Origin of the sequence: uncultured Phocaeicola sp. (assembly GCF_948499155.1) — a bacterium.
Classification (GTDB): domain Bacteria; phylum Bacteroidota; class Bacteroidia; order Bacteroidales; family Bacteroidaceae; genus Phocaeicola; species Phocaeicola faecalis.
In genome coordinates this window covers 15,673-40,519 of record NZ_CAOOSE010000028.1, presented here as the reverse complement: position 1 = coordinate 40,519, position 24,847 = coordinate 15,673, and the positions used below count along the sequence as shown (strand labels likewise).

The 24,847-nt window shown below is 40.4% G+C and carries 19 protein-coding genes and 1 tRNA gene; 11 read left to right on the top strand and 9 right to left on the bottom strand.

What is annotated here, in order from left to right; translation table 11 throughout:
* The first annotated feature begins 25 nt into the window (after positions 1–25).
* Both QYT14_RS15830 and QYT14_RS15825 read left to right on the top strand, forming a co-directional pair.
* Positions 26–946, top strand: a complete 921-nt coding sequence (locus QYT14_RS15830) for a DMT family transporter (protein ID WP_237037693.1) — start codon at positions 26–28, stop codon at positions 944–946.
* Complete coding sequence (locus QYT14_RS15825) at positions 939–1,490, top strand: sugar O-acetyltransferase (protein ID WP_237037692.1); 552 nt, start codon at positions 939–941, stop codon at positions 1,488–1,490. Before QYT14_RS15830 ends, QYT14_RS15825 begins: the two co-directional genes overlap by 8 nt.
* A gap of 50 nt (positions 1,491–1,540) precedes the next feature.
* Here the strand turns inward: QYT14_RS15825 and QYT14_RS15820 are convergent, their stop codons facing one another.
* Entirely contained in the window at positions 1,541–1,759 is a 219-nt protein-coding gene (locus tag QYT14_RS15820; protein WP_237037691.1) for a winged helix-turn-helix domain-containing protein, read from the bottom strand.
* Between the two features lie 273 nt (positions 1,760–2,032).
* Between QYT14_RS15820 and QYT14_RS15815 the strand changes: the two genes are divergently transcribed.
* Positions 2,033–2,497 carry a TspO/MBR family protein gene (locus QYT14_RS15815; protein WP_237037690.1) on the top strand — a complete coding sequence of 155 codons (465 nt, stop codon included), beginning with the start codon at positions 2,033–2,035 and terminating at the stop codon, positions 2,495–2,497.
* Between the two features lie 76 nt (positions 2,498–2,573).
* On the opposite strand, the gene QYT14_RS15810 is transcribed toward QYT14_RS15815, so the two are convergent.
* On the bottom strand, positions 2,574–2,888 hold the full coding sequence (locus QYT14_RS15810) for a hypothetical protein (protein WP_288325841.1): 315 nt from the start codon (positions 2,886–2,888) through the stop codon (positions 2,574–2,576).
* A gap of 259 nt (positions 2,889–3,147) precedes the next feature.
* Positions 3,148–4,554, bottom strand: a complete 1,407-nt coding sequence (gene uxaC / locus QYT14_RS15805) for a glucuronate isomerase (RefSeq protein WP_237037688.1) — start codon at positions 4,552–4,554, stop codon at positions 3,148–3,150.
* A gap of 321 nt (positions 4,555–4,875) precedes the next feature.
* On the opposite strand from uxaC, the gene QYT14_RS15800 reads away from it, so the two are divergent.
* From QYT14_RS15800 to QYT14_RS15790, 3 genes are all read left to right on the top strand, one after another.
* Entirely contained in the window at positions 4,876–6,315 is a 1,440-nt protein-coding gene (locus tag QYT14_RS15800) for a tagaturonate reductase (RefSeq protein WP_288325842.1), read from the top strand.
* A 98-nt stretch (positions 6,316–6,413) separates the two neighbouring features.
* Positions 6,414–6,824, top strand: a complete 411-nt coding sequence (locus tag QYT14_RS15795; RefSeq protein ID WP_288325843.1) for a hypothetical protein — start codon at positions 6,414–6,416, stop codon at positions 6,822–6,824.
* Between the two features lie 69 nt (positions 6,825–6,893).
* Positions 6,894–8,351, top strand: a complete 1,458-nt coding sequence (locus tag QYT14_RS15790; protein ID WP_288325844.1) for a sulfatase-like hydrolase/transferase — start codon at positions 6,894–6,896, stop codon at positions 8,349–8,351.
* A gap of 194 nt (positions 8,352–8,545) precedes the next feature.
* Here QYT14_RS15790 and QYT14_RS15785 read toward each other — a convergent pair whose 3' ends face one another.
* From QYT14_RS15785 to QYT14_RS15770, 4 genes are all read right to left on the bottom strand, one after another.
* On the bottom strand, positions 8,546–11,416 hold the full coding sequence (locus QYT14_RS15785; protein WP_288325845.1) for a PD-(D/E)XK nuclease family protein: 2,871 nt from the start codon (positions 11,414–11,416) through the stop codon (positions 8,546–8,548).
* 2 nt (positions 11,417–11,418) lie between these two features.
* Positions 11,419–14,649, bottom strand: coding sequence for a UvrD-helicase domain-containing protein (locus QYT14_RS15780; RefSeq protein ID WP_288325847.1), 3,231 nt, complete (start codon positions 14,647–14,649; stop codon positions 11,419–11,421).
* Between the two features lie 130 nt (positions 14,650–14,779).
* Positions 14,780–16,447: an AMP-binding protein gene (locus tag QYT14_RS15775; protein WP_237037682.1), complete on the bottom strand. Its 1,668-nt coding sequence runs from the start codon at positions 16,445–16,447 to the stop codon at positions 14,780–14,782.
* A gap of 287 nt (positions 16,448–16,734) precedes the next feature.
* Positions 16,735–17,220 carry a PepSY-like domain-containing protein gene (locus QYT14_RS15770; RefSeq protein WP_288325848.1) on the bottom strand — a complete coding sequence of 162 codons (486 nt, stop codon included), beginning with the start codon at positions 17,218–17,220 and terminating at the stop codon, positions 16,735–16,737.
* A gap of 141 nt (positions 17,221–17,361) precedes the next feature.
* On the opposite strand from QYT14_RS15770, the gene QYT14_RS15765 reads away from it, so the two are divergent.
* Positions 17,362–17,571 (top strand): hypothetical protein, encoded by a 210-nt coding sequence (locus tag QYT14_RS15765; RefSeq protein ID WP_237037679.1) that lies wholly within the window; start codon positions 17,362–17,364, stop codon positions 17,569–17,571.
* An 88-nt stretch (positions 17,572–17,659) separates the two neighbouring features.
* Here the strand turns inward: QYT14_RS15765 and QYT14_RS15760 are convergent, their stop codons facing one another.
* Positions 17,660–20,008 carry a family 20 glycosylhydrolase gene (locus QYT14_RS15760; protein ID WP_288325849.1) on the bottom strand — a complete coding sequence of 783 codons (2,349 nt, stop codon included), beginning with the start codon at positions 20,006–20,008 and terminating at the stop codon, positions 17,660–17,662.
* A 237-nt stretch (positions 20,009–20,245) separates the two neighbouring features.
* Between QYT14_RS15760 and QYT14_RS15755 the strand changes: the two genes are divergently transcribed.
* Positions 20,246–20,917: an MIP family channel protein gene (locus QYT14_RS15755; RefSeq protein WP_288325850.1), complete on the top strand. Its 672-nt coding sequence runs from the start codon at positions 20,246–20,248 to the stop codon at positions 20,915–20,917.
* Positions 20,918–21,563: 646 nt separating this feature from the next.
* On the opposite strand, the gene QYT14_RS15750 is transcribed toward QYT14_RS15755, so the two are convergent.
* A tRNA-Ala gene (locus QYT14_RS15750) sits at positions 21,564–21,637 on the bottom strand.
* A 293-nt stretch (positions 21,638–21,930) separates the two neighbouring features.
* On the opposite strand from QYT14_RS15750, the gene QYT14_RS15745 reads away from it, so the two are divergent.
* Genes QYT14_RS15745 through pulA form a run of 3 tightly spaced genes read left to right on the top strand, consistent with a single transcriptional unit; the run spans position 21,931 to position 24,834 of the window.
* A complete protein-coding gene (locus QYT14_RS15745) occupies positions 21,931–22,236 on the top strand; it encodes a DUF4286 family protein (protein ID WP_237037676.1) in 306 nt (101 codons plus the stop codon).
* Positions 22,233–22,802 carry a crossover junction endodeoxyribonuclease RuvC gene (gene ruvC / locus QYT14_RS15740; RefSeq protein ID WP_237037675.1) on the top strand — a complete coding sequence of 190 codons (570 nt, stop codon included), beginning with the start codon at positions 22,233–22,235 and terminating at the stop codon, positions 22,800–22,802. The genes QYT14_RS15745 and ruvC overlap by 4 nt, the downstream gene beginning before the upstream one ends.
* Positions 22,803–22,839: 37 nt before the next feature.
* The gene (gene pulA, locus QYT14_RS15735) at positions 22,840–24,834 is read left to right on the top strand and encodes a type I pullulanase (protein ID WP_288325851.1); all 1,995 of its coding nucleotides are present in this window, start codon (positions 22,840–22,842) and stop codon (positions 24,832–24,834) included.
* Positions 24,835–24,847: the final 13 nt, after the last annotated feature.

Sequence of the window (24,847 nt, the reverse complement as noted above, 5' to 3'; positions counted from 1 at the left end):
GCGTGATTAAAATATGATATGAAACATGAATGCAACTAAATCGAAACTGATTTTTCATCTTATAGCTATTGCAACCGTAGCTATTTGGGGAACGACTTTTGTTTCCACCAAGATTCTCATCCAACACGGTTTGACTCCTTCAGAGATATTCTTTTACCGTTTTGTTTTGGCTTATATCTGTATGTGGAGCATTTCCCGCAAGAAGCTTTTTGCCAATAGAATTAAGGATGAACTTCTATTATTTCTTGCCGGGCTGTGTGGAGGAACAATTTATTTTCTAACTGAAAATACAGCATTGGGTATCACGCTTGCCTCCAATGTATCATTAATTGTTTGCACGTCACCCATTCTGACAACTTTCTTGTCATACCTTTTTAAAAGAAAGGAACCCTTTACACGACATTTGCTTTATGGATCATTTATGGCATTAATAGGAGTAGGACTAGTGGTATTTAATGGCAGTTTTATCCTCAAGATAAATCCATTGGGAGACTTTCTTTCTTTAACAGCAGCTCTAATGTGGGCTTTTTACTGTCTTATTCTCAAACAGTTAGACAGCCGGTATTCTACAGTCTTTATTACTCGAAAAGTCTTCTTTTATGGAATAATGACCACATTACCTGTCTTTCTATTTCGTCCGTTACACTGGGATACTTCCTTGATGCTACAACCTGTCGTTTGGGGGAATCTATTATTCTTGGGTATCATTGCTTCCATGCTTTGTTTCATCTCTTGGAATGCTTGCGTCAAAGAACTGGGTGCCGTGCAAAGTACCAACTACATCTATATAGTTCCATTGGTAACATTACTTACCTCAGCCATAATTATAGACGAAAAGATTACTGTAATAGCATTATCCGGCTGTTTTCTTATATTATGTGGCGTATATTTGGCAGAAAGAAAAATATCTTTTACATTTAGCACAAAAACCAAAGTATATGAATGAAATAGATAAAATGCGTAATTGCGAATTGGCTGATATGGAAAAACCGGAAATACAGGCTAGTTTCGCCCACGCCAAGAAATTATTGGCCAAGATGAGAACAATGAGTACTTATGATGAAGATTTTCGCCAGACATTAGAAGATTTGGTGCCGAATATCCCTGCCACTTCTATCATTTGTCCACCTTTTTATTGTGATCATGGTACCGGTATCAAATTAGGGGAGCATGTATTTGTCAATGCCAATTGTACTTTTCTGGATGGAGGATATATAACTGTCGGTGCCCATACACTTATCGGCCCCAATGTACAACTATATACTCCCCACCATCCTATTGATTATATTGCAAGAAGAGGAACTAAGGAATATGCCTATCCTATAACAATCGGTGAAGACTGTTGGATAGGAGGAGGAGCTATTATCTGTCCGGGAGTAACTATTGGAAACCGATGCATCATCGGAGCCGGTAGTGTTGTTACAAAAGATATTCCGGATGATTCTACAGCTGTAGGTAATCCGGCCAAAGTCATTAAGAAATTAAATTGAAATTAAAAGAGGATGGTACCATCATTGCAGTATCCATCCTCTTTACTTTATCATCCGATATACACGTTCACACATAAAAACAATCGGTCATTTCCATCTTCGGTTTCAAAATCAATTTTATCTTCACGAGCCAACCAACCAATAGCAGCATTTAAATCTCTATCAGACAGCCCGACTGCTTCCTTTAGCTCACAATAACTCCATCGTTGATTATTATTCAGAAGCTTCCAAACTTTTCCGGCATTTAAGCCTATTTGATTCTTATCCATTTGAACTTTTATTAAAGAGGTTAATAATAGAATGCTTAGTTATTTGCTGTAAAAATAGCATTTTATCATATTAGAAGCTAATTTTATATATAAACTTCCTTTAAATAACGTTGTAATTTAACATTCGTTTCTTTTACATTTCATCATTGTTCGTTTTATGATATTATTTATAGAGAGAATGAGTCATCATATCAAAATTTCATCCATCTTTATTAAGCAAAACAGAATATCTTTTGTTACTACATAAGATGAACATTAACAAAATAATCAATAATGAATAAAATCATATCAATATGTGTGGCAGTAATAATTTGTTTTAGTGTGGGATTCACCGCCGCATACTTTCAGGCTGATGCCATTCAAACGTGGTATCCGTTCTTAAATAAACCATCATTAACTCCTCCCAATTTTATATTTCCTATTGTATGGAGTCTCCTTTATCTCTGTATGGGGATATCGATAGGACTAATATGGAACACTCAACATACAAAAAGAAAAACCTTGAGGTGGCTTTTTAGCTGCCAACTATTACTCAATTTTACTTGGAGTATTTGTTTTTTCTATTTCCAAAGTCCGTTACTGGGATTTATAGATATACTACTTCTTGATATATTTATAATATATTATATGATAGAAAGTTATCCTGTAAAGAAGATTAGTTCTTTGTTGTTTATTCCTTATACGTTATGGCTACTGCTTGCTACGTATCTGAATGGATATATCATACTATATAACTAATTTGGTATATATCATAAAAAAGGTTCCGGCTTATCACAAGCCGAAACCATCATCATTCTACATACTAACTAAAAAATTATCTTATCACTTTTCCATCTTCACTGAAATATTTAGTAGTTTCTTCCAAACTACTGGTTAAAACAATCACTTTATAGATTCTGCTTCCATTGACATCATAGGATAAAAATGCTTGTTTTATCATGGATCCTTCGCATGCCAAAGTATCCATTATCGTTTCGGGAACATCATTCATATAGATTTCAATAAAATCGGGAGATTTCTTTGTCTTTACTGTTTGTTCCTTCTTTGCATCTTTTACACCTTCTGCACATACAACTGAAGTACCTAACCCTAATATCACTGCTAATAAAACTAATACCTTTTTCATCATTTCTCGTTTTTAAATTAATTTGTTTCCGATGTATAAGCAAGTTACGTGCCAAAATCGCGGAATAATTAGGAAAATACTGATAATAAAATAGTTAATAGGACAATGAAGATTTGAAGAAAGTGTAGAAAGATGGTTTGCAACTCTACAAAACTGTAGAATAATTCCACATATACCAAGTGTAGAGTGAGTCTCTCATAAACAAAAGAGCCACTGATGGCAACAGAAAATATCAGTGACTCCTCAAAGATTTCTTTCTTTATCAAAATTGGAAGAATTTCTTTGCGTTATTATACGCAATGTCTTCTACCATCTGATTGACGCGTTCCATTTCACATACAGGAATTTCACCGTTTTCTACATCATTGCCTAACAAGTTGCATAAAGTCCGACGGAAATATTCATGACGCGGGTAGGACAGGAAAGAACGTGAATCAGTCAGCATACCTACAAAACGACTTAATAGTCCTAATAATGATAATGCGTTCATTTGCTTTTCCATACCATCTTTCTGATCTAGAAACCACCAGCCAGAACCAAACTGAATCTTGCCTGGAATAGTTCCATCTTGGAAATTCCCCAACATAGTGGCAATAACTTCGTTAGCGCAAGGATTCAAATTATAAAGAATGGTCTTAGTTAGTTTTCCTTCCGTATTCAAGCGGTCAAGGAATTTTGCCATTGCTTTAGCTGTAGTAAATTCACCGATAGAGTCGAAACCGGTATCAGGGCCAAGAAGTTTGAACATCTTGGTGTTATTGTTACGGATAGCACCATAGTGAAACTGCTGAGTCCAACCTTTCTCCCAATCCATTTCGCCAAACACAACCAGCATAGCCGATTTGAATTTCAATATTTCTTCTTTCGTCAACGCAGTTCCGCCATAAACTTTATTAAAGATAGCTTTGATTTCAGCATCAGTATAATCCTCTGCATAGAATTCTTCAATACCATGGTCTGATAATTTGCAACCTTGTTCTGCAAAAAAGTCATGGCGTTTGTGTAAAGCCGATACCATATCATCATAAGAAGAAATGCTAATACCACTCACAGCTGATAGTTTTTCCATATATGTACGAAAATCGGCAGGAAGCTCTACAGCCATAGCTTTGTCGGGACGCCATGTAGGAAGCATTTTTATTTCAAAACCGCTTTCACGTGTCTTAATATGATATTCCAAAGAGTCGATAGGGTCATCAGTTGTACAAACCGTCTCTACGTGATAACGGCGCATCATGCCACGCGCTGAATATTCCGGCTGTTGCAGCTTCTCATTACATTCCTCATAAATTTCGCGTGCAGTTTTCGGGTTTAATACTTTATCAATGCCGAAAGCTGTTTTTAATTCCAAATGAGTCCAATGATACAGCGGGTTACGGAAAGTATATGGAACTGTTTCGGCCCATTTCTCAAACTTCTCCCAATCAGAGGTATCCTTACCGGTACAATAACGTTCGTCCACTCCGTTGGTGCGCATGGCACGCCATTTATAATGGTCGCCTCCCAGCCAAATTTCAGTCAGTGACTTAAACTGATAATCATCGGCTACCATCTGAGGAATAAGATGACAGTGATAGTCAATAATGGGCATTTTTGCCGCATGTTCGTGATATAACTTCTGTGCTGTCTCTGTCTGAAGCAAGAAGTTTTCATCCATAAAGTTTTTCATAAGCAGTCTTTTTAATGTCTATATAATTGTTGTCTATTTTAACCTATATCTAAGCCCGGCTTTTGAAAGAGTATCCAAAAACGTTCATTTAGATTTATTAACCGTTATCGAACACGAAAGTAGAAATTTTATTTGGAATAACAAAATAATTCGTATATTTGCAGCGAAGATTTAAAGATTTTAAATGCTTACTTTCCGAATGGCAAATGATAAATTAAATAAATATTACCATTTGATGCTATTCTATAATACTATGAGTATACCATAAATCTCTATAATCTCCACAGGGTATAAATAAACACATCTAATAATTAGTATCGTATGAAAGCATTAAACAAGGAAACATCCGTCAAGGCACAACGCCCCGAAAGAATTATTCAATTTGGTGAAGGTAATTTTCTTCGTGCATTCGTAGATTGGATTATCTACAATATGAACGAAAAAGCAGACTTTAATAGTAGTGTAGTAGTGGTGCAACCCATAGACAAGGGCATGGTTGATATGCTAAATGCACAAGACTGTCTCTATCATGTCAACCTACAAGGTTTGGATAAAGGGCAAGTAGTGAACAGCCTTACAAAGATTGATGTAATCAGCCGGGCATTAAACCCTTATGCTCAGAATAATGAATTCATGAAATTGGCAGAGCAACCGGAAATGCGTTTCGTTATCTCGAATACGACAGAAGCCGGTATTGCTTTCGATCCGGCTTGTAAATTGGAAGATGCTCCTGCTTCTTCTTATCCCGGCAAACTGACACAATTATTATATCATCGTTATAAGACATTTAACGGTGACAAGAGTAAAGGGCTGATTATATTCCCCTGTGAACTGATTTTTCTGAATGGTCATAAACTGAAAGAGACCATCTACCAATACATTGAATTGTGGAATTTGGGTGAAGACTTTAAGAAATGGTTTGAAGAAGCGTGTGGGGTATATGCCACTTTGGTAGACCGCATCGTTCCGGGATTCCCTCGTAAAGACATCGCCGCCATCAAAGAAAAACTGCAATATGATGACAATCTGGTTGTTCAAGCAGAGATTTTCCATTTGTGGGTGATTGAAGCCCCTCAAGAAGTCGCAAAAGAATTCCCAGCTGATAAGGCCGGATTAAATGTGTTGTTCGTTCCTTCCGAAGCTCCTTACCATGAAAGAAAAGTGACTTTGCTCAACGGCCCGCATACAGTGTTATCTCCCGTAGCATATTTGTCAGGCATCAACATTGTGCGTGACGCTTGCCAGCATGAAATAATCGGCAAATATATTCACAAGGTTATGTTTGATGAGTTAATGGAAACATTAAATTTACCGAAAGAAGAACTGAAAAAGTTTGCCGAAGATGTGTTGGAGCGCTTTAATAATCCGTTCGTTGATCATCAGGTAACTTCTATTATGCTAAATTCATTCCCTAAATATCAAACTCGCGATTTGCCTGGATTGAAAGTATACCTTGACCGCAAAGGTGAATTGCCGCAAGGTTTAGTTTTGGGATTAGCCGCCATCATCACTTATTATAAGGGTGGCGTTCGTATGGACGGTGCAGAAATCACTCCCAATGATGCTCCTGAAATTATGAAACTCTTAAAAGAGCTCTGGGCTACCGGTGACACAGGAAAGGTTGCCGAAGGTGTATTGGAAGCAACTTCCATTTGGGGTGAAAACCTGAATAAGATTCCGGGACTTACAAAGGCTGTCAAAGCCAATCTTGATTCAATCCAAGAAAAAGGTATGCTGGAAACTGTAAAAGCCATTCTCTAATTTGATTAATTGTTAGAAATCGTTCATAAATTCCTATGGGGAGGTTTGGTTATTTAACCTAATCTCCCTATTTTTGTATAAATCAAATACGAAATAAAATGGAAAAATACGAATTCAGAACCAAGCAACCTTTATGGGTATGGATACCGATATCGTTCATCCTCATATTTGCAACAGTATATGTCGGCATGACAAAGAAATATGAATTAGGAATTATGTGGCTGATTTATGCTATCATTACATTCTTGGCCGGGCACTTCACTTACACCATTACACCGAACAGTTTTATCTACAAGCCCGGATTAGGAAAAACAAGAAAATTCCCCTTGACCAATATCACAGAGATAGAGAGAAAAATGGCAAAGAATGCGGAGATAAGATCTATTATAGTAAGATATTCCGACGGTAAAATGCATCACAACTTTTTTGAAATTAAAGGGCATACTGTTGATGTCAACGCCATTTTAAATGCTATTCAAGACTATCATCCTGCCGTTCCCATTCGTTAGTATAATCATCAGAAAGAAATCTTTGCTTAACTGATATAATCTTAAAACATGAAATAAAATCTATTATCTATGAGAAAGTTACTGTTTTCCGTAGGAGCATTATTATATACCGTTACCTGTATGGGAGCATCGAAAAAGGAGTTGCCCAACATTTTATTTCTTTTAGTGGATGATATGCAACGTACTTGCATTCATCACAATGGTTGTGAGCAAGTAAGTACACCCAATATAGACCGCATTTACCAAAATGGCATCTCGTTCCAGTCTGCCTATACCAACGGCTCGCTGGGAGGTGCGCTCTCTATGCCCAGTCGTGCCATGATTATGACTGGCAGGGGAGTTTTTCAGATAGTAAAGGATGGTCAGGTGATTCCTGAGCAACACATCACATTACCCGAACTGCTGCGCCAACATGGATATACTACTTTCGAAACCGGAAAATGGCACTCAGATTTCGCATCCTTCAACCGCTCTTTTTCTGACGGAGAAAATATATTCTTCGGAGGGATGCACACTTATGAAACAAATGGCCATGTAGAACCTCGTCTGAATCATTACGACCCAAGTGGACAATATCGGGAAAAGTTTACCGGTGATAAATTTTCCTCCGAGATGTTTGCCGATGCAGCCGTTAATTTCCTAAAGAAACAGAAGAACGGCAAACAACCTTTTTTTGCTTACGTGGCCTTTACTTCTCCCCACGACCCCCGATTGAAACATCCTGTCTACGGTAAACATTATGAAGCAGATACTATTGCATTGCCTATCAACTTTCTGCCGCGCCATCCTTTTGATACGGGAGACATGAATGTGAGGGATGAAGTATTAATACCTGTTCCGCGCACTGAAGAAGCCATAAAAAAGGAGATAGCAGATTATTACGGCATGATTAGTGAAGTAGATACTCAGATAGGCCGTGTATTACAGGCACTACAAGAAAGCGGACAACTTGACAATACAATTCTAGTATTTGCTTCCGACAATGGTTTGGCGGTAGGCCAACACGGTTTGTTAGGCAAGCAGAATTTATATGATCACAGTGTCCGTATTCCTTTGATTATTTCCGCACCTGGAATAGAAAAAGGGACCCAACGGAATGTATATTGTTATCTATCGGATGTATATCCCACCCTGTGTGATTTGATAGGCATCCGCCCATCATCTTCCGTAACAGGAAAGTCATTGCTACCGGTGATGAAAAAAGAAGAAAATACACATCGTGACCATCTCTTTCTTGCCTACAACAGTATTCAGCGCGGTCTTGTGAAAGACGGTTGGAAATATATCATTTATAATATAAAGGGAGAGAAGAAAGAACAGCTTTTCAACTTAAATGAAGACCCATGGGAAATGGTAAATCTTGCTGAGATGCCGGCTTATGCATTCTTAAAGAATGCATATAAACGATTACTAAAAGAAGAAATGAAAAAGAACAATGATTTCTGTAATCTGGATGATTTCTATTGGTGGGGCAAACCAGGAATGATTTCCTGGGATGAATCACTAAAACTTTATGTGGCCCCCTAATCAGGTCGGATACACTAATCTCAAGTTTGGGAATGTGTCAAAACAAAATGGCCTATCCAATCGTCAGCTGTAGGGGCAGGGTTTGCCTGCCCGAAGACACAAAGCAAACTGTTTTCGGGCGAGCGAACCTCGCCCCTACAAACTAAAAGAGCATTATCCATGTTTTGCCCCCAAACCAACAATCATCACTAATATTATCGTTTGCACAATGCCTTAAAATCACAATAAGTGCATTTTTCTACGACCTCCGTTTGGGTAAAAGGTATTTCCGGGTTAAATATATCCTCCAGCAGCACCTGCAATCGCTCTCTGAACTCTGTTTCATATATGCTGAAATCCTCCACAGGTTCTTTTGGTTTCCTAGGTTCTCCCATTTGGATGACCGGAGAATAAGTTTCTGTTGCTGCCCGATGAATATAAAGCAAGGAAGGAGCAACCTTTAATGACTGTTTTCGACACATAATAGCAGCATAAAGAAATGTTTGGAACACATAATTAGAGCGCTTTTTGTCTGGTGTGAAGAGAGATTTCACATTAGGAGGAGTGTCCGCATCACCACCGGTTTTGTAGTCTACAATTCGCAATGTACCGTTTTTACTGTCCAAACGGTCGATAATACCTCCAATACGCGATTTTATAATACCTTTCGGAGTCCTAATTTCGACATCCTCCTGCACTGGTTGCTCGGAACCCACGAAAGTGAAGGGCGTATAGCGCAAATCATTTTCCAGCAATTGTTTCAAATACCTTGTGATAACAGCAGAATTTATTAACTGTACACCATTGTATTCAGGCTTTTCATTTTGGGGTACATTAAAGAACAGTTCTTTAAAAGCAGCATCTACATAATCCTGCAGTTTTACCTCATTATGAAGAAGCGCCTCCAATGTCTCTTTATTAATAACATTGTTATGTGCCGTCAAATCCTTATAAATATTCTCGGCTGCCAAATGGAAAATACTTCCGAAAGTGGCAGAGTCTATTTCTGCACTGACTTGCTCGGGAGCTGAAAGGCCTGCTACATAAATATAATAGAATTTCAGCGGACAATCCAAATAATAATTAAGTGCCGAAGGAGAGAATTTGGCCTTTTTGTTAACACGGACATCAAACACGCTTTGCATTTTTCTCATTACTTCCGGTGTTTTGGGAATGGTAATAGAAAGTGTACCTTGCGGTGATTGTCCTGTTTCCAAATATTGACGTATAATGGGGTGAGGCCATTCAATCAGGAATTGTAACATAAAACGGCTCCATTCTCCACGATTGAGTCCATCGGAACTGGTATTGTATAACAAAGTAACTTTTTCGGCACGTTGCAGAAGCCGATAGAAATAGTAAGCATAAACGGCTATCTTGTGCTCAATGGTAGTCATGCCAAAAGCTTTACGTAAATTATAAGGGATAAAAGAAGAATCTCCTCCCAATTTGGGTAGCTGACCTTCGTTAACCGATAACATGACCAAATGGCGAAAATCCAAGTTACGTGTTTCGAGTACTCCCATTACTTGCATTCCGATGGCCGGCTCTCCATGAAAAGGTATATTGGTAGCCGACAATACTTTAACCAACAAACGCCGTAATGTCTCCGGCTGAACCGTCAGTTCTCCTTCTTCTATCAGAGTACGGAATCTGCTGATTGTGGTATATGCTTTAAAAAGTGACTCACGATAAAGATCTTCTCCTGTTTTATTCTGATAAATGCTGGCTATTTGCTGCAATATTTCAGATATACGGAGACACAAACTTAGGTTACTGCCGGATAGCGGAGCAAATAATTGAGTAAGAAATTCATCCTTCTGCAATTCACTGGGTAACGGATAAAAACGATTATGCTTGGTCAGTTCTTTTTCCAACAGTTCAGAATTGGAACTCAATTGGCGTGTATAAGGGTGTTTCAGCAGAGTAACAACCGCCAAGTATGTATAACGCCCGCTATGCCGGTTATATCCGTGAGTATGCAACTCCAGCAATGATGTAAGAAAGCTATATACAGGGGTTTGCGATAAAGGAAATCCCATCGTGATATTGACATGCTTCACTTCATCAGGCAACGAATGTAACACAGGTTGGAGTAACGCTTCGTTACAAAGGACAACAGCAGTTTCTTTCTCTTGCCTTGTCAGGTTTTCACGTATCCATGTCGGAAGATAACGGGCTTGTGCATTTTCGGTAGGTGCGGCAATATAACGGATTTCTTTGGGCCGGACCAGCGTGTTGAATAACTCAGCGGGCAGGGGAGAAGGAAAATCACGCAAATTGCGGCGAATGAATTCTCCGGCTTCATGAGGATGTAGTTCGTCAGGATTCCCATGAGGATGGGAGTTCATATAAAACTCATCATAGTCCCAATAAAAAATGGCTTTACCCGCTTCCTGCAACTTCTTAAACAAGGTCTGCTCTACTTTATTCAGTACATTGAAGCCTATGAATACATATCTTTCATAAGGCAACGCCTCTACATCCAGATGCTCTATTACATGGCGGTAAAGCATCCCTTCGTATGCAACTCCCTGAGATGAAAGCACTTCACGAAATCCTTTGTAAATATTCCCCAAAGCATCCCACATGGAGATAAACCGCTCCTTCAATACCGTACGGCGCTCAATAGAAAAATTCTGAAAAAACTGTTGGATAGCTTCTTCCTGTTCATCATTGAGAAAGGTATAATCATCCATGATGTTTTTCAGGTCTTGCAGGTTAGTGAACAAATTATCAGTGTCCACCATATTCTTATCAGCATCATCAAAATCACTGATAAGCATCTCCCCCCAAAAATAGAAATCATCCAAAGTTTCTTTGCTCTGAGTTTCGTGAAGGAATACTTTATAGAGTTCGCACACCAACTTGACCGAATCTCCCACTTCCCATGTAGAAAGGCTACGGAAAAGTTCACTAATACTCACATAAGCCGGTGACCAAATTGGTGCGTCTGACTGTTCCGCCAAATGTTCATTAAAAAACAAGCCGGCACGTTTGTTAGGGAACACCACAGCAGTATGCGCCAAGTCACCTTGAGTACGATTATATAAGTCTGTTGCTACGAGTTTTAAAAAGCTTTCCATGATTATTTTACCTCCACTAATTCATTTTCAAATACATACCACAGATATCCACGAATATTCTCATATCCCATATCAGACAACAAGCTCATATAGTCGCGTACCTGCTTATGATAATCGGTGCGCTTTTTTCCGAACTTAAAATCCACTACTACCACCTTGCCGTCTTTCATCATCACACGGTCGGGACGACGCATCTGCAATTCGCCATTCTCCTTATATATAATAGCACATTCATTATAAAGTTCCCAATGGCCCGAATACCACTCTTTCACTAGCGGATGATTCAAAGCCCATTCGGTCAATTTCTTGATTTGCTTCTCTTGCTCAGCCGACTCAATGATTCCTTCAAAACGAAGCCGCTCGATGGCAGAGGGAATATCATCCTGTGTACGAATCACTGAAAACAGATTATGCAGTAACTGTCCCTGCCGAATATATTTCTCTCCGGTTTCTTCTTCTCCGCGGATAAACTCAGCAGAACGATTGGACTGTTTAAACTCAATGTTACTCTCCAACGATTCCAAATGGAGGGAAATCTTCTCAGGGTTTACCAGTAACTTATTTTTGGTAATGTCATCCGCTCTCCTTGCTTCTGATAAACAGAGCGCACCCATTTCATACACAACATTATCGGGAGTATCAGTGTTGGCATCGCCTTCAGATTCTTCCTGATGGATACTGTCATGTTCTTGTTGCGGAACATCCATCTGCTCCATAGCTTGTTGCAGCAGTTCCGAAACAGTACCTTTCAATCCGTCTCTACCCCAAACAATAAGATTCTTCTTGGCACGGGTAAACGCTACATAAAGCAAATTCAGATTATCCACCCACAACTGCAATCGCTCATTCAAATACTCTTCCCTGTAAATAGACTGCTGCATGGCTGTGGAGTAATTGACAGGAACGATATCGAGCTCGTTAAACGGTGCCGCTTTGGGTGCACACCACATCAGGTGCGTCAAGCTGCGCTCCTTTTCCATGTTCCAGTCACAGAAGGGGAGAAGTACTGTGTGATATTCCAACCCCTTCGACTTATGAATGGAAATAATCCGAATACCTTCCACTTCGCCTGAAGGTATCGTTTTTTGAAAGAGTGTCTCCTCCCAGAAAGCGATAAAGGCGGACATCTCCGAAGAATTATTCTGTAAATATTCCACAACGGCATCAAAGAATGCACAAAGATAGGCATCTTGTTGCTTGATGCGTGACATTTCAAACAGACCGAACAACTTTTCCATCAGTTCATACAATGGCATTAATCTCAATTTCTCCTGCTGCTTGATGAAGGAAATCGGTAAATACTCATCTATATCATTTAGCAACAGCGTGTTCAAATCTATGTTGTTCTTCAGTATTTCATTTTGATAAGCTGCAGCAAGTTGTGCTTTTGCAATGCGGTTTTCAGGGTCGGACAGATAACGTAACCCATCTATTATCATGCAGATGGCCAATGACGCATTCAACTGGAAAGCTTCATCCGATACAATCTTGTAAGGTGTGTTTTTATCAAAATAATCAGCCACCAACGGAATGGTTTTATTCTTTCGCACCAAAATGGCGATATCCTTCAGTCGTACACCTGTTGCCACCAATCGTTGAGCCTCATTTGCTAACTGCTGTAAAGTATCCTCAGCATAAGTTACATCTTCTTTTTCCGTCAGGAAAGTTACTTTGACATATCCCCCCTCCGGGTCTTTATCTTTTTCCTGGCACACATCAATATATGCTTCTTTCAAATCTTCACACTCTTCTCCTTGTTCAGATTTATAAATATCGTTCAAAGTGTGGCAGGCAGCAGTAAATACCTTATTGTTGAATTCAATAATGTTTCCTGCACTCCGGCGATTGGTAGTCAATGTCTTCACATTAATGGGAAATGCCTCAATATGGTCTTTTAGTCCGTTCAAGATACCCCAATCTCCATTACGCCAACGGTAAATAGATTGCTTCACATCTCCTACAATCAAGCTGTTTTCTCCTTGCGAAAGTCCTTCCAACAGTAATAAACGGAAATTATCCCATTGCATTCGGGATGTATCCTGAAACTCATCAATCATTACATTACGAATCGTAGTTCCTATCTTTTCGAACACAAAAGAAGAGTCACCGTCGTGCACCAGATTATGGAGTAATGCATTGGTATCCGAAAGCAGAAAGCGATTGTTCTCGTAATTCAAACGGCGCACTTCCTCATCGATATTTGTCAATAATCGTACATTGTTCACATAGCGTAGAGAAAGCTGGCAGGAGTTGACCAACATATTATTCTTACTTCGGAACTCTTCCGCCGTCTGCAATAAGGGGATAAGTTCCGCAGCTGCCAGCTCGGTAATAGCATTACGGCTAGGCGAGCTTTTTGAAGACCAGTTTTCAGGAGAGGCAAGATGTTTCTCCACCGTCGCATTGCGAAGACTATCGTCCAACTTTCCCATCTGCAATTTGCTAAAATAACCGGATATTCCTTTACTTTTATTGGCCAAACTGTCTATAGTCAGACCATTACTTTCCAATATCCCGAAAAACTGGTCGGCAAAACCTTTCATCTGTTCCAGTGCCTCCGTTTCGATTGCCTGCAGCGTACGGCGATAGTTTTTGATACAGTCCTTGTCTTGCAACTTCCGGCGCAGTCCGTCACCTTTTTCTATATATCCTTCATCAAAGATATTCCGTCCGAAGTTCTTGATTTCTCCTGATACATTCCAACGTTTATCGTCAGCAATGCGCTCTTCGATATACTCCAATAGCCAATAAAGGACAGGAGATTGACGGTTGAGCTTTTCAATCATCGAGTCCACCGCATCACTCAATATCTCCATATTGTTCAATTCAATAGTCAGGTTGGCCCCCAGCTCCAATTCGCGTGCCAGATTGCGCATTACCGATTGAAAGAATGAATCGATGGTCTCTACCCTAAAGCGACTATAATCGTGTATCATCAGATGAAGAGCTTTAGCAGCTGCTGTGCGAATCTGCTCTTCAGGCATACCGAGTTCTTCCGTTATCTTTTCCAAATAAGCTCTGGAGTTTTTATCATTTATCCAGATTCCATACAGTTGACTCAGAATGCGTTCTTTCATCTCAGTAGTAGCTTTATTCGTGAAGGTTACTGCCAAGATATTACGGTAAGCCCGAGGATTCAGTATTAATAATTTTATATATTCCACTGCCAGTGTAAAGGTTTTACCCGAACCTGCAGAGGCTTTATAGACCAATAATTCAGGGGAATTCTTCATATTGCTTTTTTTAGTTGCTGCAAAGAAAATATAAAGCAGTGAAGTATGCAATTTCTTCCGCCATTTAATTCCGTATACTTCCTAATGAAAATATTCCCCATTCTATCGGATAAGGAAAATGAAAGAAAAACTATTCTTTGATATCCTGATACAAGAATCTTTTAATACTTTTTTTCGCTGTTTTTTCAAATTCCTCCGGATAGAGCTTACAACGCGCAATTTGTGAGTAAACAGGCAGTTGCTTGTTTAGTTCAATGCGGTTCTCCTCCATGGCTCTTTCGATGTCGGCATGTTTAAGTCCATGTGCAAAAGCATCATCATTATCAGGATAAACCAATGCCACTAATTTGTCTTGCTGTAAAATAACCAAAGATTCCGATACGTATGGCATATTGTTGAGTCTTGACTCTATCTCCTCAGGATAAATGTTCTGTCCGGAAGCTGTGAGCAACAGATTCTTACAACGACCTTTGATATAAATGTGTCCTTCAGAATCAATCACTGCCATGTCTCCCGTGTGCAGCCAACCGTCTTTATCAATCACCTGACCGGTGGCTTCTTCATTCTTATAATAACCTAACATCACATTAGCCCCTCGGCAAACCAGTTCACCCGGCACCTCTGTCGGGTTGGGAGATAAAACTTTAGCCTCCATACGTGCTGCCACCGTACCACAAGAAGCCTGTTTTAATTCCGTCCAATGATTATGACAGATAATAGGGCCACATTCTGTCATGCCGTATGCAATGGTATAAGGAAAATTAATACTGCGGACAAATGCTTCGACTTCTGCATTAAATGGTGCTCCTCCAATGATTATCTCTATAAAGTTTCCACCGAATACCTCCATTGCCTTTTGGCGTATCAGCTCTTTTATTTTGTCACTGATAATGGGGACATGAAGCAAGAGCTTGCCTAATTTATTATCCACCTTGGGCAAAATGTTTTTCTTGAATATCTTCTCTACAATCAACGGTACGCATGAAATGACCCTTGGACGAATTTCAGCAAAAGATTCTGCAATGATTTTGGGCGACGGCATACGAGTAAGAAACCACAGATGTGCACCGACAGTGAAACCGTAAAGAAAATCAAAAACCATGCCGAATACGTGTCCCAATGGGAGCATGGACACGACATTGTCACCTGCTTTGATTCCAATCTTTTCTGTACAATACAATACATTTGAAAGAATGCTGCGATAGGGGAGCATCACTCCTTTGGAATATCCGGTGGTGCCAGATGTATAATTGATTATTGAAAGTTCTTCAGGCGAAGTTTCTTTGCGGTATGACACATTCTCGGGGCGGAAACGGCATGGAAATTTGCGACCGAACATTTCGTTAAGGTGTTCGCGGGCATAAGTCAACTTCTCCGAACGGGAGACTACCAGACCGAAATCCTTCAATTCAATGATACCTTCTAAATGGGGCATTACCATTTCATTCAGATTTTCCCACACTTGGTCACCAGCAAAAAGAAGCCGCGCTTCTGAATGGTTGACGATATTATGCACTTGATCGGGCTTGAATTCATGTAAAATGGGTACTACCACACCACCATACGTCATAACAGCAAGGAAAGTAACAGTCCAATGGGCACTATTACGTCCGCAAATGGCTATTTTATCTCCTTGCACGATGCCGGCATTCTCCAGCATAATGTGAATCTTCTCTATCTTTCGGGCGACATCCCGGTATTGAAGCGTAGCACCTTTGTAGTCAGTCAGAGCGTTCAAATACCAATTTGCCTTTATGCTTTGCTCTATAAGAGCGATAAAACTTTGTTCTAATTTCATGATAACTTTTGCACAATTTAGAGGCAAGTGTGCGCAAAAGTAGTAAAATGAGCCTATGAGATAGGAATAGACAATAGCTTTTTACATTAATTTAACGTCGTTCACTCAACTTCGCTCTTTTCTTCATCCTCTGTCAAAGGGTGGGGCTTAATAATAAGCCGCAATGAAGGAGCATAAGTGAAATAGCTCCATATCCAATCTATAAAGACCCAATCAGTTGCTTACATTTTTTTTTATTTCCCCAGTCGGGGATATTAGTTATCTGTTCAGTCATGTTTCGTCTTTCTCTACATAAAATCGAAAACAGAAGGGGTGATAGCAGTATTGTTATAGCTTGCGTCCTTTGTTTGCAACACTCGTCCGTCGGGCGTTAGGAATAGCTGATAAGTAGCATCAGAGTTATCCATATTTACCTGTATGGCATAGACAGCGGGGCGTTTGGGAAACTCGATAAAAAAGACATTCTGTACCGTCCACTGTGAAAAGGAACTGAATGTAAAAGCATTGTAAGCACCGGGGGGCAGTTGATCGGCAGTTTGCAAATCGGTGTTAGTCATTACCCATTGAGCATTGGTATTCATCCACACTTTTGTGTCGAACCCATTTTGTACAAACTCAGCCGTATGGTAGTTCCCCTGTTGTGACCACTCGACATCGGTAGCCAAAGGATATATCTTTTTTAACGCTGAATAAAAGGCGGAAGGTGTCGCAGCAACACCTATTTGCGATGCCAAACAAATGATTATCAGGATATAATATCTTATTTTTATCATAATACGATAGTTGTCAAATACAATGGATAGAACAGCGGATATTCTTTTTTTGTTTATGGGGAACTAAAATATAATTTTATTCAGCTCTATATCCATTAGAAATTATATCTTTGCACCCCAATTTAAAACTATGAACAAATAATGGAGACATACGATATTTATTTCAGAGACGAACAAGACTCAGCCTATAAAGGCTTTAATTTGAAAAACAAAGAGAAAGCCATTCGGATGGCGGAAGATATGTTGGCAGAAAGAAAAGGCTATGTGAAGGACTTCCCGGGAGGAATTATTTCAGTTATAGATAAATTGACTAAAGAGGAAGTGTGGTCTAAGCCGATTCCAAAGAATTGAGAATATATTTTAGGCACGGAATACACGAATCTCATTGAAAAGAATAAAGAGAATCCGTGGGTATCCGTGCCTAACTGTGCTATCTATATTAATAGAATAATTGTTCTGGTTTGATAGGAGTGAATCTCTCTTGATCCGCCTTGCGAATTGAGATGGAAGCATCATCCCACAATGAAGGCCATCCACCGATGATGTGTCCAAGGAACACTACTTTCAATTCGTGTAAACCTTTAGCTAATGCTACTGACTTGTCATTGCGCGAGAAACGTTTCACTTCACCCTCATTGCTGATAAGAAGTTTACCGTCAATCCATACCTCGTCATTGTTTGTGGTGAAGTAGTACACACCATCTTCAGGAATGTCTACATATCCGGTCGCGACAGCACCGTATTGTTTTACGCCACGCATACTTTCAGTAGATTGCACCTGACTGCGTATATCACGAAGAGACTTCACAGTCATTTCCTTCCAGTCTGTAGCCTTATCCAATTCACTTGCTTTAAAGAATGTGCCGTCAGCCATCTTCATCTTCAGACCCGGAGTCGTTTTTTCAACCATTTTGGCAGGAGCCAATGTCTGTTTTTCTACAGTGATGTTACGAACCGGACTCATTTTTCCGGAAGGAAGAACGGTACGAATCTTCAATGTAGTGGTTTCTGTCACTTTAATCGGTTCTGTGTATTGAGTAGACGAAGGTGTAGGGTCAGTACCATCCAGCGTATAAACCATTGTTTCGGGACGTGTAGTCTTGAATGTCAATGAAGTGGAATCAACAAAGGCCACAAAGTTACAAGAACCGTTCGGTTGTTCGGGCTGTGGAATATGGTAATTGACATCATGACCATCCAAACGGACGTAAGCATTGTTGATACGACGTTCAAAGTCCTTGTAGTCCTTTTTATCCAATGGAGTCCATGCAATTTCAGAAACTGCCAACATACGCGGATACATACGATATTCCATAATGTCGGTATTATACATATATTCCGACCAATGGTTGGCTTGTACACCTTTTATGTATTTTTCCTTACCCAAGGTAACCAATGTATCGGGCACCGGATTGTAGCTGTATACCTTTTCCAACAAGGTATAACCACCGATACTTACCGGCTCAATCTTTGAATCTCCTTGGAATGTATCAAGATACATACCGTTTCCGCCCGGAGTCATAATGGCATCATGATCCTGCAAAGCAGAAGCAATACCTCCAGACTCTCCGCGCCATGACATTACAGTGGCCTCAGGACTCAAACCACCTTCCAAAATCTCATCCCATCCGATAATCTTTTTGCCGTGTTTAGCAAGCATTTTCTCCATACGCTGGATAACGTAGCTCTGCAAACGCTCTTCGGCCGTGTGATTTTTATCAGCTTTCAAGCCTTCAGCCTTGATGCGTGCCTGGCAAGCCGGACAATTCTTCCAGCTGCTTTTAGGACATTCATCACCGCCAATATGGAAATAAGTGCCGGGGAACAATGGAACCATTTCCTCAACAACATCTTCCAGGAATTTGAACATGTCTTCTTTTCCCGGACACATTACAATATCTTCCACACCCCAAATAATACGTGGAGTGGTGGGCTGACCTTTACAAGAAAGTTCGGGATAGGCCGAGATAGCAGCCAGTTCATGTCCCGGAGTTTCCAACTCAGGAATAACTGTAATAAAACGTTCGGCAGCGTAAGCCACTATATCCTTTATCTCCTCTTGTGTGTAGAAACCGCCATATTCAGTGCCCTCTCCATCAATACGCTTAGAGCCTATTTCGGTCAACTTTGGATATTTCTTGATTTCGATTCTCCATCCCTGGTCATCAGTAAGATGCCAATGGAACGTATTGATTTTGAACAAAGACAATACATCAAGCTGTTTTTTCACATTTTCTACCGGAATAAAATGACGACACGGATCAAGCATCATACCACGATAAGCAAAACGTGGAGCATCATCGATACTTACACAAGGTGCACTCCATTCGATGTTCTTGACAACTGAAGGGCTTTCCACCTCAGCAGGCAGCAATTGCAAAAGACTTTGCATACCATAAAAGACACCTTTTGGAGTCTTAGCTTGGATTTTGACACCTTTTGGGGTAACATCCAGTCGGTAGCCTTCCTCATTTATCTCCATAGCAGGATCGATGAGGAGAGAGATTCCGCCATCCTTTTCAGCATCAGCCACTGCAAGATTAAATCCTGTGGAATTTTTCAATTTGGCAGCGAAGAACTCTGCAATAGTTTTGGCCTCCGGTGTAGGAGCATAGAAAGAAGTGTTGGAAGAAAGCAGGAAGCGACCTTCCTGTTGTTGCAAAGAAGCCGGCATTGGGATGATGTTTATCCCTTCATTGTAACTTCTTTCCGGTGCGGTCTGTGTACCGCATGATGTAAGTAAGCCGAGAGTAGCGGCTACACACACCGTAGTAAAAAGTTTTTTCATGTAAGTGAAATGTGTTTAAAGGTTTATCTTGGGCAACATGCCCTATAACATAATTGTCGGACTAAGATAGAGCAAAATTAGCTGATTGCCAAATTATGTGTCGGATATGTAACAAATTAGTAGTAAATAATGGGAATTTTTAATAATAATAGTTATCTTTGTAGAGCTAACTTATGATTAAGTAGCTTTCAGGCTTATAAGAACATAATCCTTATTTTCTAATTAAAATCTTTTATTATGAAGAAGTACATGGCAGAAACAATTGGTACAATGATTCTTGTACTGATGGGATGTGGAAGTGCAGTGTTTAATGGCGGTTGCGGAACTCCCGCCCAAGTATTAATGGTAGCGATGGCATTTGGCCTTTCGGTAGTGGCGATGGCTTACACTATCGGTGGGATTTCGGGTTGCCATATTAATCCCGCAATTACGTTGGGGTGTATGTTGTCCGGGCGTATGAAAGCTAAAGAAGGCATCATGTATATGGTATTTCAGGTGATAGGAGCATTAATAGGCTCTACAATTATCTGGATACTGACTTCCAACATTGACATGAATTATGCTACAACCACAGGAGCTAATGCTTGTGCTCCGGGAGTGAGTCTCGCCGGTGGTTTGATTGCCGAAGTCATCTTTTCTTTTGTATTTGTGTTGGTTGTATTAGGAACCACAGATGCAAAGAAGGGGGCCGGTAATTTTGCCGGTCTAGCTATCGGATTATCACTTATTTTAGTCCATATTGTTTGTATCCCCATCACAGGAACCTCTGTCAATCCTGCCCGCAGTATTGCTCCGGCACTCTTCCAAGGGGGTGAAGCACTATCTCAGCTATGGATATTTATCGTAGCTCCATTTATAGGAGCTGCTTTGGCGGCAGGCGTATGGAAAACTGTTGAGAACAGCAAATAATTGAAAAAGAAGATAGAGAGGTGTCAAAACTCCCTTTTTATCGAAATCACCCTTGCTACAACTACCTGTGGCGAGGGTGATTTTTAGTTTATGAGAGTTTCGACATACCCTCATTAATAATATAGGAAGGAAAGCACGTAATTTCACCCTTTAAGCTGAACTTCATTATTTAACACCTGTCACCGGATGTTGTTTCCTCCGGTTTTCAACCTCTGCATACGTCTTGAACTCCCTAGGTCGTTTCATTAGCCGGCCTAAGTGTTTTCGTCCTTTCGATTATGCCTGTCTATTAGTCAGATTACTACAGACTCCAGCAATGGACTGTATAGTCCGTTACTGGAGACTGTATAGTCTATTATAGTGGATTGTACAGTCCGCTGCCGGAGTCTGTAATAATCTTCCGTTTAAAAGACCTTAGCCGACCCTATGAAACGGCTTACTCTTCCCTTTGTTGGTGATATGATATGTTAAGTCCCCAAGAATAACAAATGCCGGATTATTTTGTGGAATATGTATTGACGGATATAAGAAAATTAGGACACACTCAACATACATCCTAATTGCCGTTTGGTAAAGTTTCACAAATTCCTGATTTAGTCCCTTGCCTTATAAGAAGTCTATGAATCAAGGGGAGGGGGGAGTATTGTGGAGCATGCGAGACTCGAACTCGCCACCTTTAGACTGCCAGTCTAACGCTCTAGCCAGATGAGCTAATGCCCCGGTTTTGTGGTGCAAAGATACATAGAAAATTCAAAATACAAAATAAAAGTCTCTTTTTTTTCTTCTGATTCCCTTCATATAATATTATTTTCTCTCCGTAAACGAACAAAGAATCATCCATTCTGTTTATGAAGTTCATCAGATAGGGCTATTTACAAGTGGCACTTATCTGATTAATTTAATTTTTTGTTCATAATAGATGCCCTGGCTTGCGAGAAGTCGGGGTATTTTTATTACATTTGCAAAAACATATCTATTTGAGGTAAAGATTAATGTAAATATAGAAAATTAATATGCTGATATATAATACCACTTATCAAGTAGCAATTGATGACGCACGCAATTTTGTCATCTGGCTCAATGAATACTATATTCCCGAAGTAGAAAAGCAAGGATTGCTTCAAACCCCACGTCTTACTCACATCCTCAGTCATAAAGAAGAAGACAGCGAATGTTTTTCCCTGCAATGGGAAGTAGAAGACAGTGCAGCTTTGCACCACTGGCATACCCTGCAAGGTATGAAACTCAATGAAGAAATGATGAAAGTATTCAAAGACAAAGTAATAGGATTTCCCACCTTAATGGAGGTTATCAAGTGATTCAGCCGGTTAAAGAAAAAATCATCCTGGGTATTGACCCCGGAACTACCATCATGGGCTACGGATTGCTGAAAATAACAGGCGCCAAACCGCAAGTCATTACCATGGGAGTGATAGATTTGCGCAAATACGACAACCATTATCTTAAACTTCGTCGAATCTTTGAGCGTGTCATCGGCATTATTGAGGCATACCTGCCCGATGAACTGGCCATTGAAGCACCCTTTTTCGGAAAAAATGTACAGTCCATGTTAAAATTAGGGCGTGCACAAGGTGTAGCAATGGCTGCCGCATTGAGCCGCGACATTCCCATCACTGAATATGCTCCATTAAAGATAAAAATGGCTATCACCGGCAATGGACAAGCCAGTAAAGAACAGGTGGCAGATATGCTAAAACGCATGCTCCATATTCCCGATAGCGAAATGTTACCTTTTATGGATGCTACCGATGGGCTCGCCGCAGCCTATTGTCATTATTTGCAAGCCGGAAGACCTACTCTTGCCAAAGAGTATTCAGGATGGAAAGATTTTATCAGCAAGAATCCTGATAAAATAAGGAAATAAACAAGAAAAGAATTTGTAAGTAACAATCTATAAATTTATGAATGTCAAACATGTTATTTGGGCATCGATAATGTCAACCACCATCAGTTGTCAGTCTGTAAAGAAAGAGTATACATCTTTTAATGAATATCCCATTCCCGAAGGAAAATTAGCGGAAATGGAATACTCGCCGATTGAAACGAAGTTCACACTTTGGGCACCTACAGCCGAAGAAGTGCGCGTATTATTATATGATTCGGGCAACGAAGGTTCTGCTTATCACACTCTGCCACTCGAAATGGGAGAAGATGGTACTTGGAATATCTCCGTCAAAGAAGATTTGAAAGGAAAGTTCTATACTTTTAATGTAAAAGTAAATGGTAAATGGCTGGGAGACACACCGGGCATTATGGCAAAAGCTGTGGGAGTAAACGGAAAGCGTGCCGCTGTCATTGACTTGCGTTCTACCGATCCTGAAGGTTGGGTGAATGATGCACGTCCGCCTTTAAAAGACTATTCCGACATCATAGTATATGAAATGCACCACCGCGATTTCTCATTGGACTCCGTTTCGGGTATTCATAATAAAGGAAAATTCCTTGCATTAACCGAATTGGGAACCACTACTTCGCTGGGTGAAAAAACCGGTATCGACCACCTGAAAGAGCTGGGTGTCACACATGTGCATATTCTGCCTTCATACGATTATGCATCTGTGGACGAAAGCAAACTCGACAAGGCACAATATAACTGGGGCTATGATCCTCAGAACTACAATGTGCCTGACGGCTCTTATTCCACCGATCCTTATAAGCCCGATGTAAGAATCAAGGAATTCAAGCAGATGGTACAGGCTCTCCACAAAGCAGGTATCCGCGTGGTACTCGATGTGGTTTATAATCATACTTTCAACACCGAAGAAAGCAACTTTGAGCGTACGGTGCCCGGCTACTTCTACCGCCAGACAAAGGACGGCGAACTGGCAAACGGGTCCGGTTGCGGAAACGAGACAGCCAGCGACCGTGCCATGATGCGTAAATACATGGTGGAGTCCATACTCTACTGGATAAACGAATATCACATTGATGGCTTCCGCTTTGACTTGATGGGCATCCACGACATCGAGACGATGAACGAAATCCGTGCTGCCGTAGACAAGATAGATCCATCCATCTTTATTTATGGTGAAGGATGGGCGGCCAGTGCTCCCCAACTTAATCAGGAAGAACTTGCCATGAAAGCCAATATATACAAGATGCCACGCATTGCCGCCTTCTCTGACGAAATGCGCGACGCTCTGCGCGGTGGCTGGGATGATGACCGGAAAGGTGCTTTCCTGATTGGCCTGCCGGGACACGAAATGAGCATCAAGTTTGGTTTGGTAGGAGCAATCAAGCATCCACAAGTAATAAATGATTCGGTGAATTACAGTAAAGAGCCGTGGGCACTACAACCGACCCAAATGATAAGTTATGTAAGTTGCCATGACGACATGTGTTTGGCCGACAGACTAAAAGCTACAATGCCAGAAGCAACGGACGAAGAACGTGCCTCCCTGCACAAACTGGCCGAGACTTTTGTCTTCACTTCACAAGGTGTACCCTTTATCTTTGCCGGAGACGAAATGATGCGAGACAAGAAAGGAATACATAATTCTTACAATAGTCCCGATAGCATCAACACAATTAACTGGAAAAACAAGACCATATATCGTGATGTTTTTGATTATATGAAAGAATTGATAGCATTGCGAAAAGACCATCCGGCCTTCCGAATGGGCGATGCTGACAAAGTACGCCAATACATGGAGTTCTTGCCTGTAGAAGGCAGTAATTTGATGGCTTTTATCCTGAAAGACAATGCCAACGGCGACTCGTGGAAGAATATTATCGTGGCGTTCAACAGCCGTAAAGAACCTGCCAAATTATCCATTCCGGCCGGTCGTTACACAATAGTTTGTAAAGATGGAAAAATCAAGCAGTCGGGAATAGGACAAGTCTCAGGTGATGAAATTATTGTACCGGCACGCTCCGCAATGATTATCCATCAATAAAGCATATTCTTTA

What these genes read in the sequence shown, in the direction of transcription:
- QYT14_RS15815 (WP_237037690.1), top strand. Translation starts at nt 2,033, where the DNA reads ATGAATAAAATCATATCAATATGTGTGGCAGTAATAATTTGTTTTAGT.
- QYT14_RS15795 (WP_288325843.1), top strand. Translation starts at nt 6,414, where the DNA reads ATGGAAAAATACGAATTCAGAACCAAGCAACCTTTATGGGTATGGATA.
- QYT14_RS15770 (WP_288325848.1), bottom strand. Translation starts at nt 17,220, where the DNA reads ATGATAAAAATAAGATATTATATCCTGATAATCATTTGTTTGGCATCG.
- QYT14_RS15780 (WP_288325847.1), bottom strand. Translation starts at nt 14,649, where the DNA reads ATGAAGAATTCCCCTGAATTATTGGTCTATAAAGCCTCTGCAGGTTCG.
- QYT14_RS15800 (WP_288325842.1), top strand. Translation starts at nt 4,876, where the DNA reads ATGAAAGCATTAAACAAGGAAACATCCGTCAAGGCACAACGCCCCGAA.
- QYT14_RS15745 (WP_237037676.1), top strand. Translation starts at nt 21,931, where the DNA reads ATGCTGATATATAATACCACTTATCAAGTAGCAATTGATGACGCACGC.
- QYT14_RS15765 (WP_237037679.1), top strand. Translation starts at nt 17,362, where the DNA reads ATGGAGACATACGATATTTATTTCAGAGACGAACAAGACTCAGCCTAT.
- QYT14_RS15820 (WP_237037691.1), bottom strand. Translation starts at nt 1,759, where the DNA reads ATGGATAAGAATCAAATAGGCTTAAATGCCGGAAAAGTTTGGAAGCTT.
- QYT14_RS15790 (WP_288325844.1), top strand. Translation starts at nt 6,894, where the DNA reads ATGAGAAAGTTACTGTTTTCCGTAGGAGCATTATTATATACCGTTACC.
- QYT14_RS15760 (WP_288325849.1), bottom strand. Translation starts at nt 20,008, where the DNA reads ATGAAAAAACTTTTTACTACGGTGTGTGTAGCCGCTACTCTCGGCTTA.
- pulA (WP_288325851.1), top strand. Translation starts at nt 22,840, where the DNA reads ATGAATGTCAAACATGTTATTTGGGCATCGATAATGTCAACCACCATC.
- QYT14_RS15755 (WP_288325850.1), top strand. Translation starts at nt 20,246, where the DNA reads ATGAAGAAGTACATGGCAGAAACAATTGGTACAATGATTCTTGTACTG.
- QYT14_RS15810 (WP_288325841.1), bottom strand. Translation starts at nt 2,888, where the DNA reads ATGATGAAAAAGGTATTAGTTTTATTAGCAGTGATATTAGGGTTAGGT.
- QYT14_RS15785 (WP_288325845.1), bottom strand. Translation starts at nt 11,416, where the DNA reads ATGGAAAGCTTTTTAAAACTCGTAGCAACAGACTTATATAATCGTACT.
- QYT14_RS15825 (WP_237037692.1), top strand. Translation starts at nt 939, where the DNA reads ATGAATGAAATAGATAAAATGCGTAATTGCGAATTGGCTGATATGGAA.
- QYT14_RS15830 (WP_237037693.1), top strand. Translation starts at nt 26, where the DNA reads ATGAATGCAACTAAATCGAAACTGATTTTTCATCTTATAGCTATTGCA.
- QYT14_RS15775 (WP_237037682.1), bottom strand. Translation starts at nt 16,447, where the DNA reads ATGAAATTAGAACAAAGTTTTATCGCTCTTATAGAGCAAAGCATAAAG.
- uxaC (WP_237037688.1), bottom strand. Translation starts at nt 4,554, where the DNA reads ATGAAAAACTTTATGGATGAAAACTTCTTGCTTCAGACAGAGACAGCA.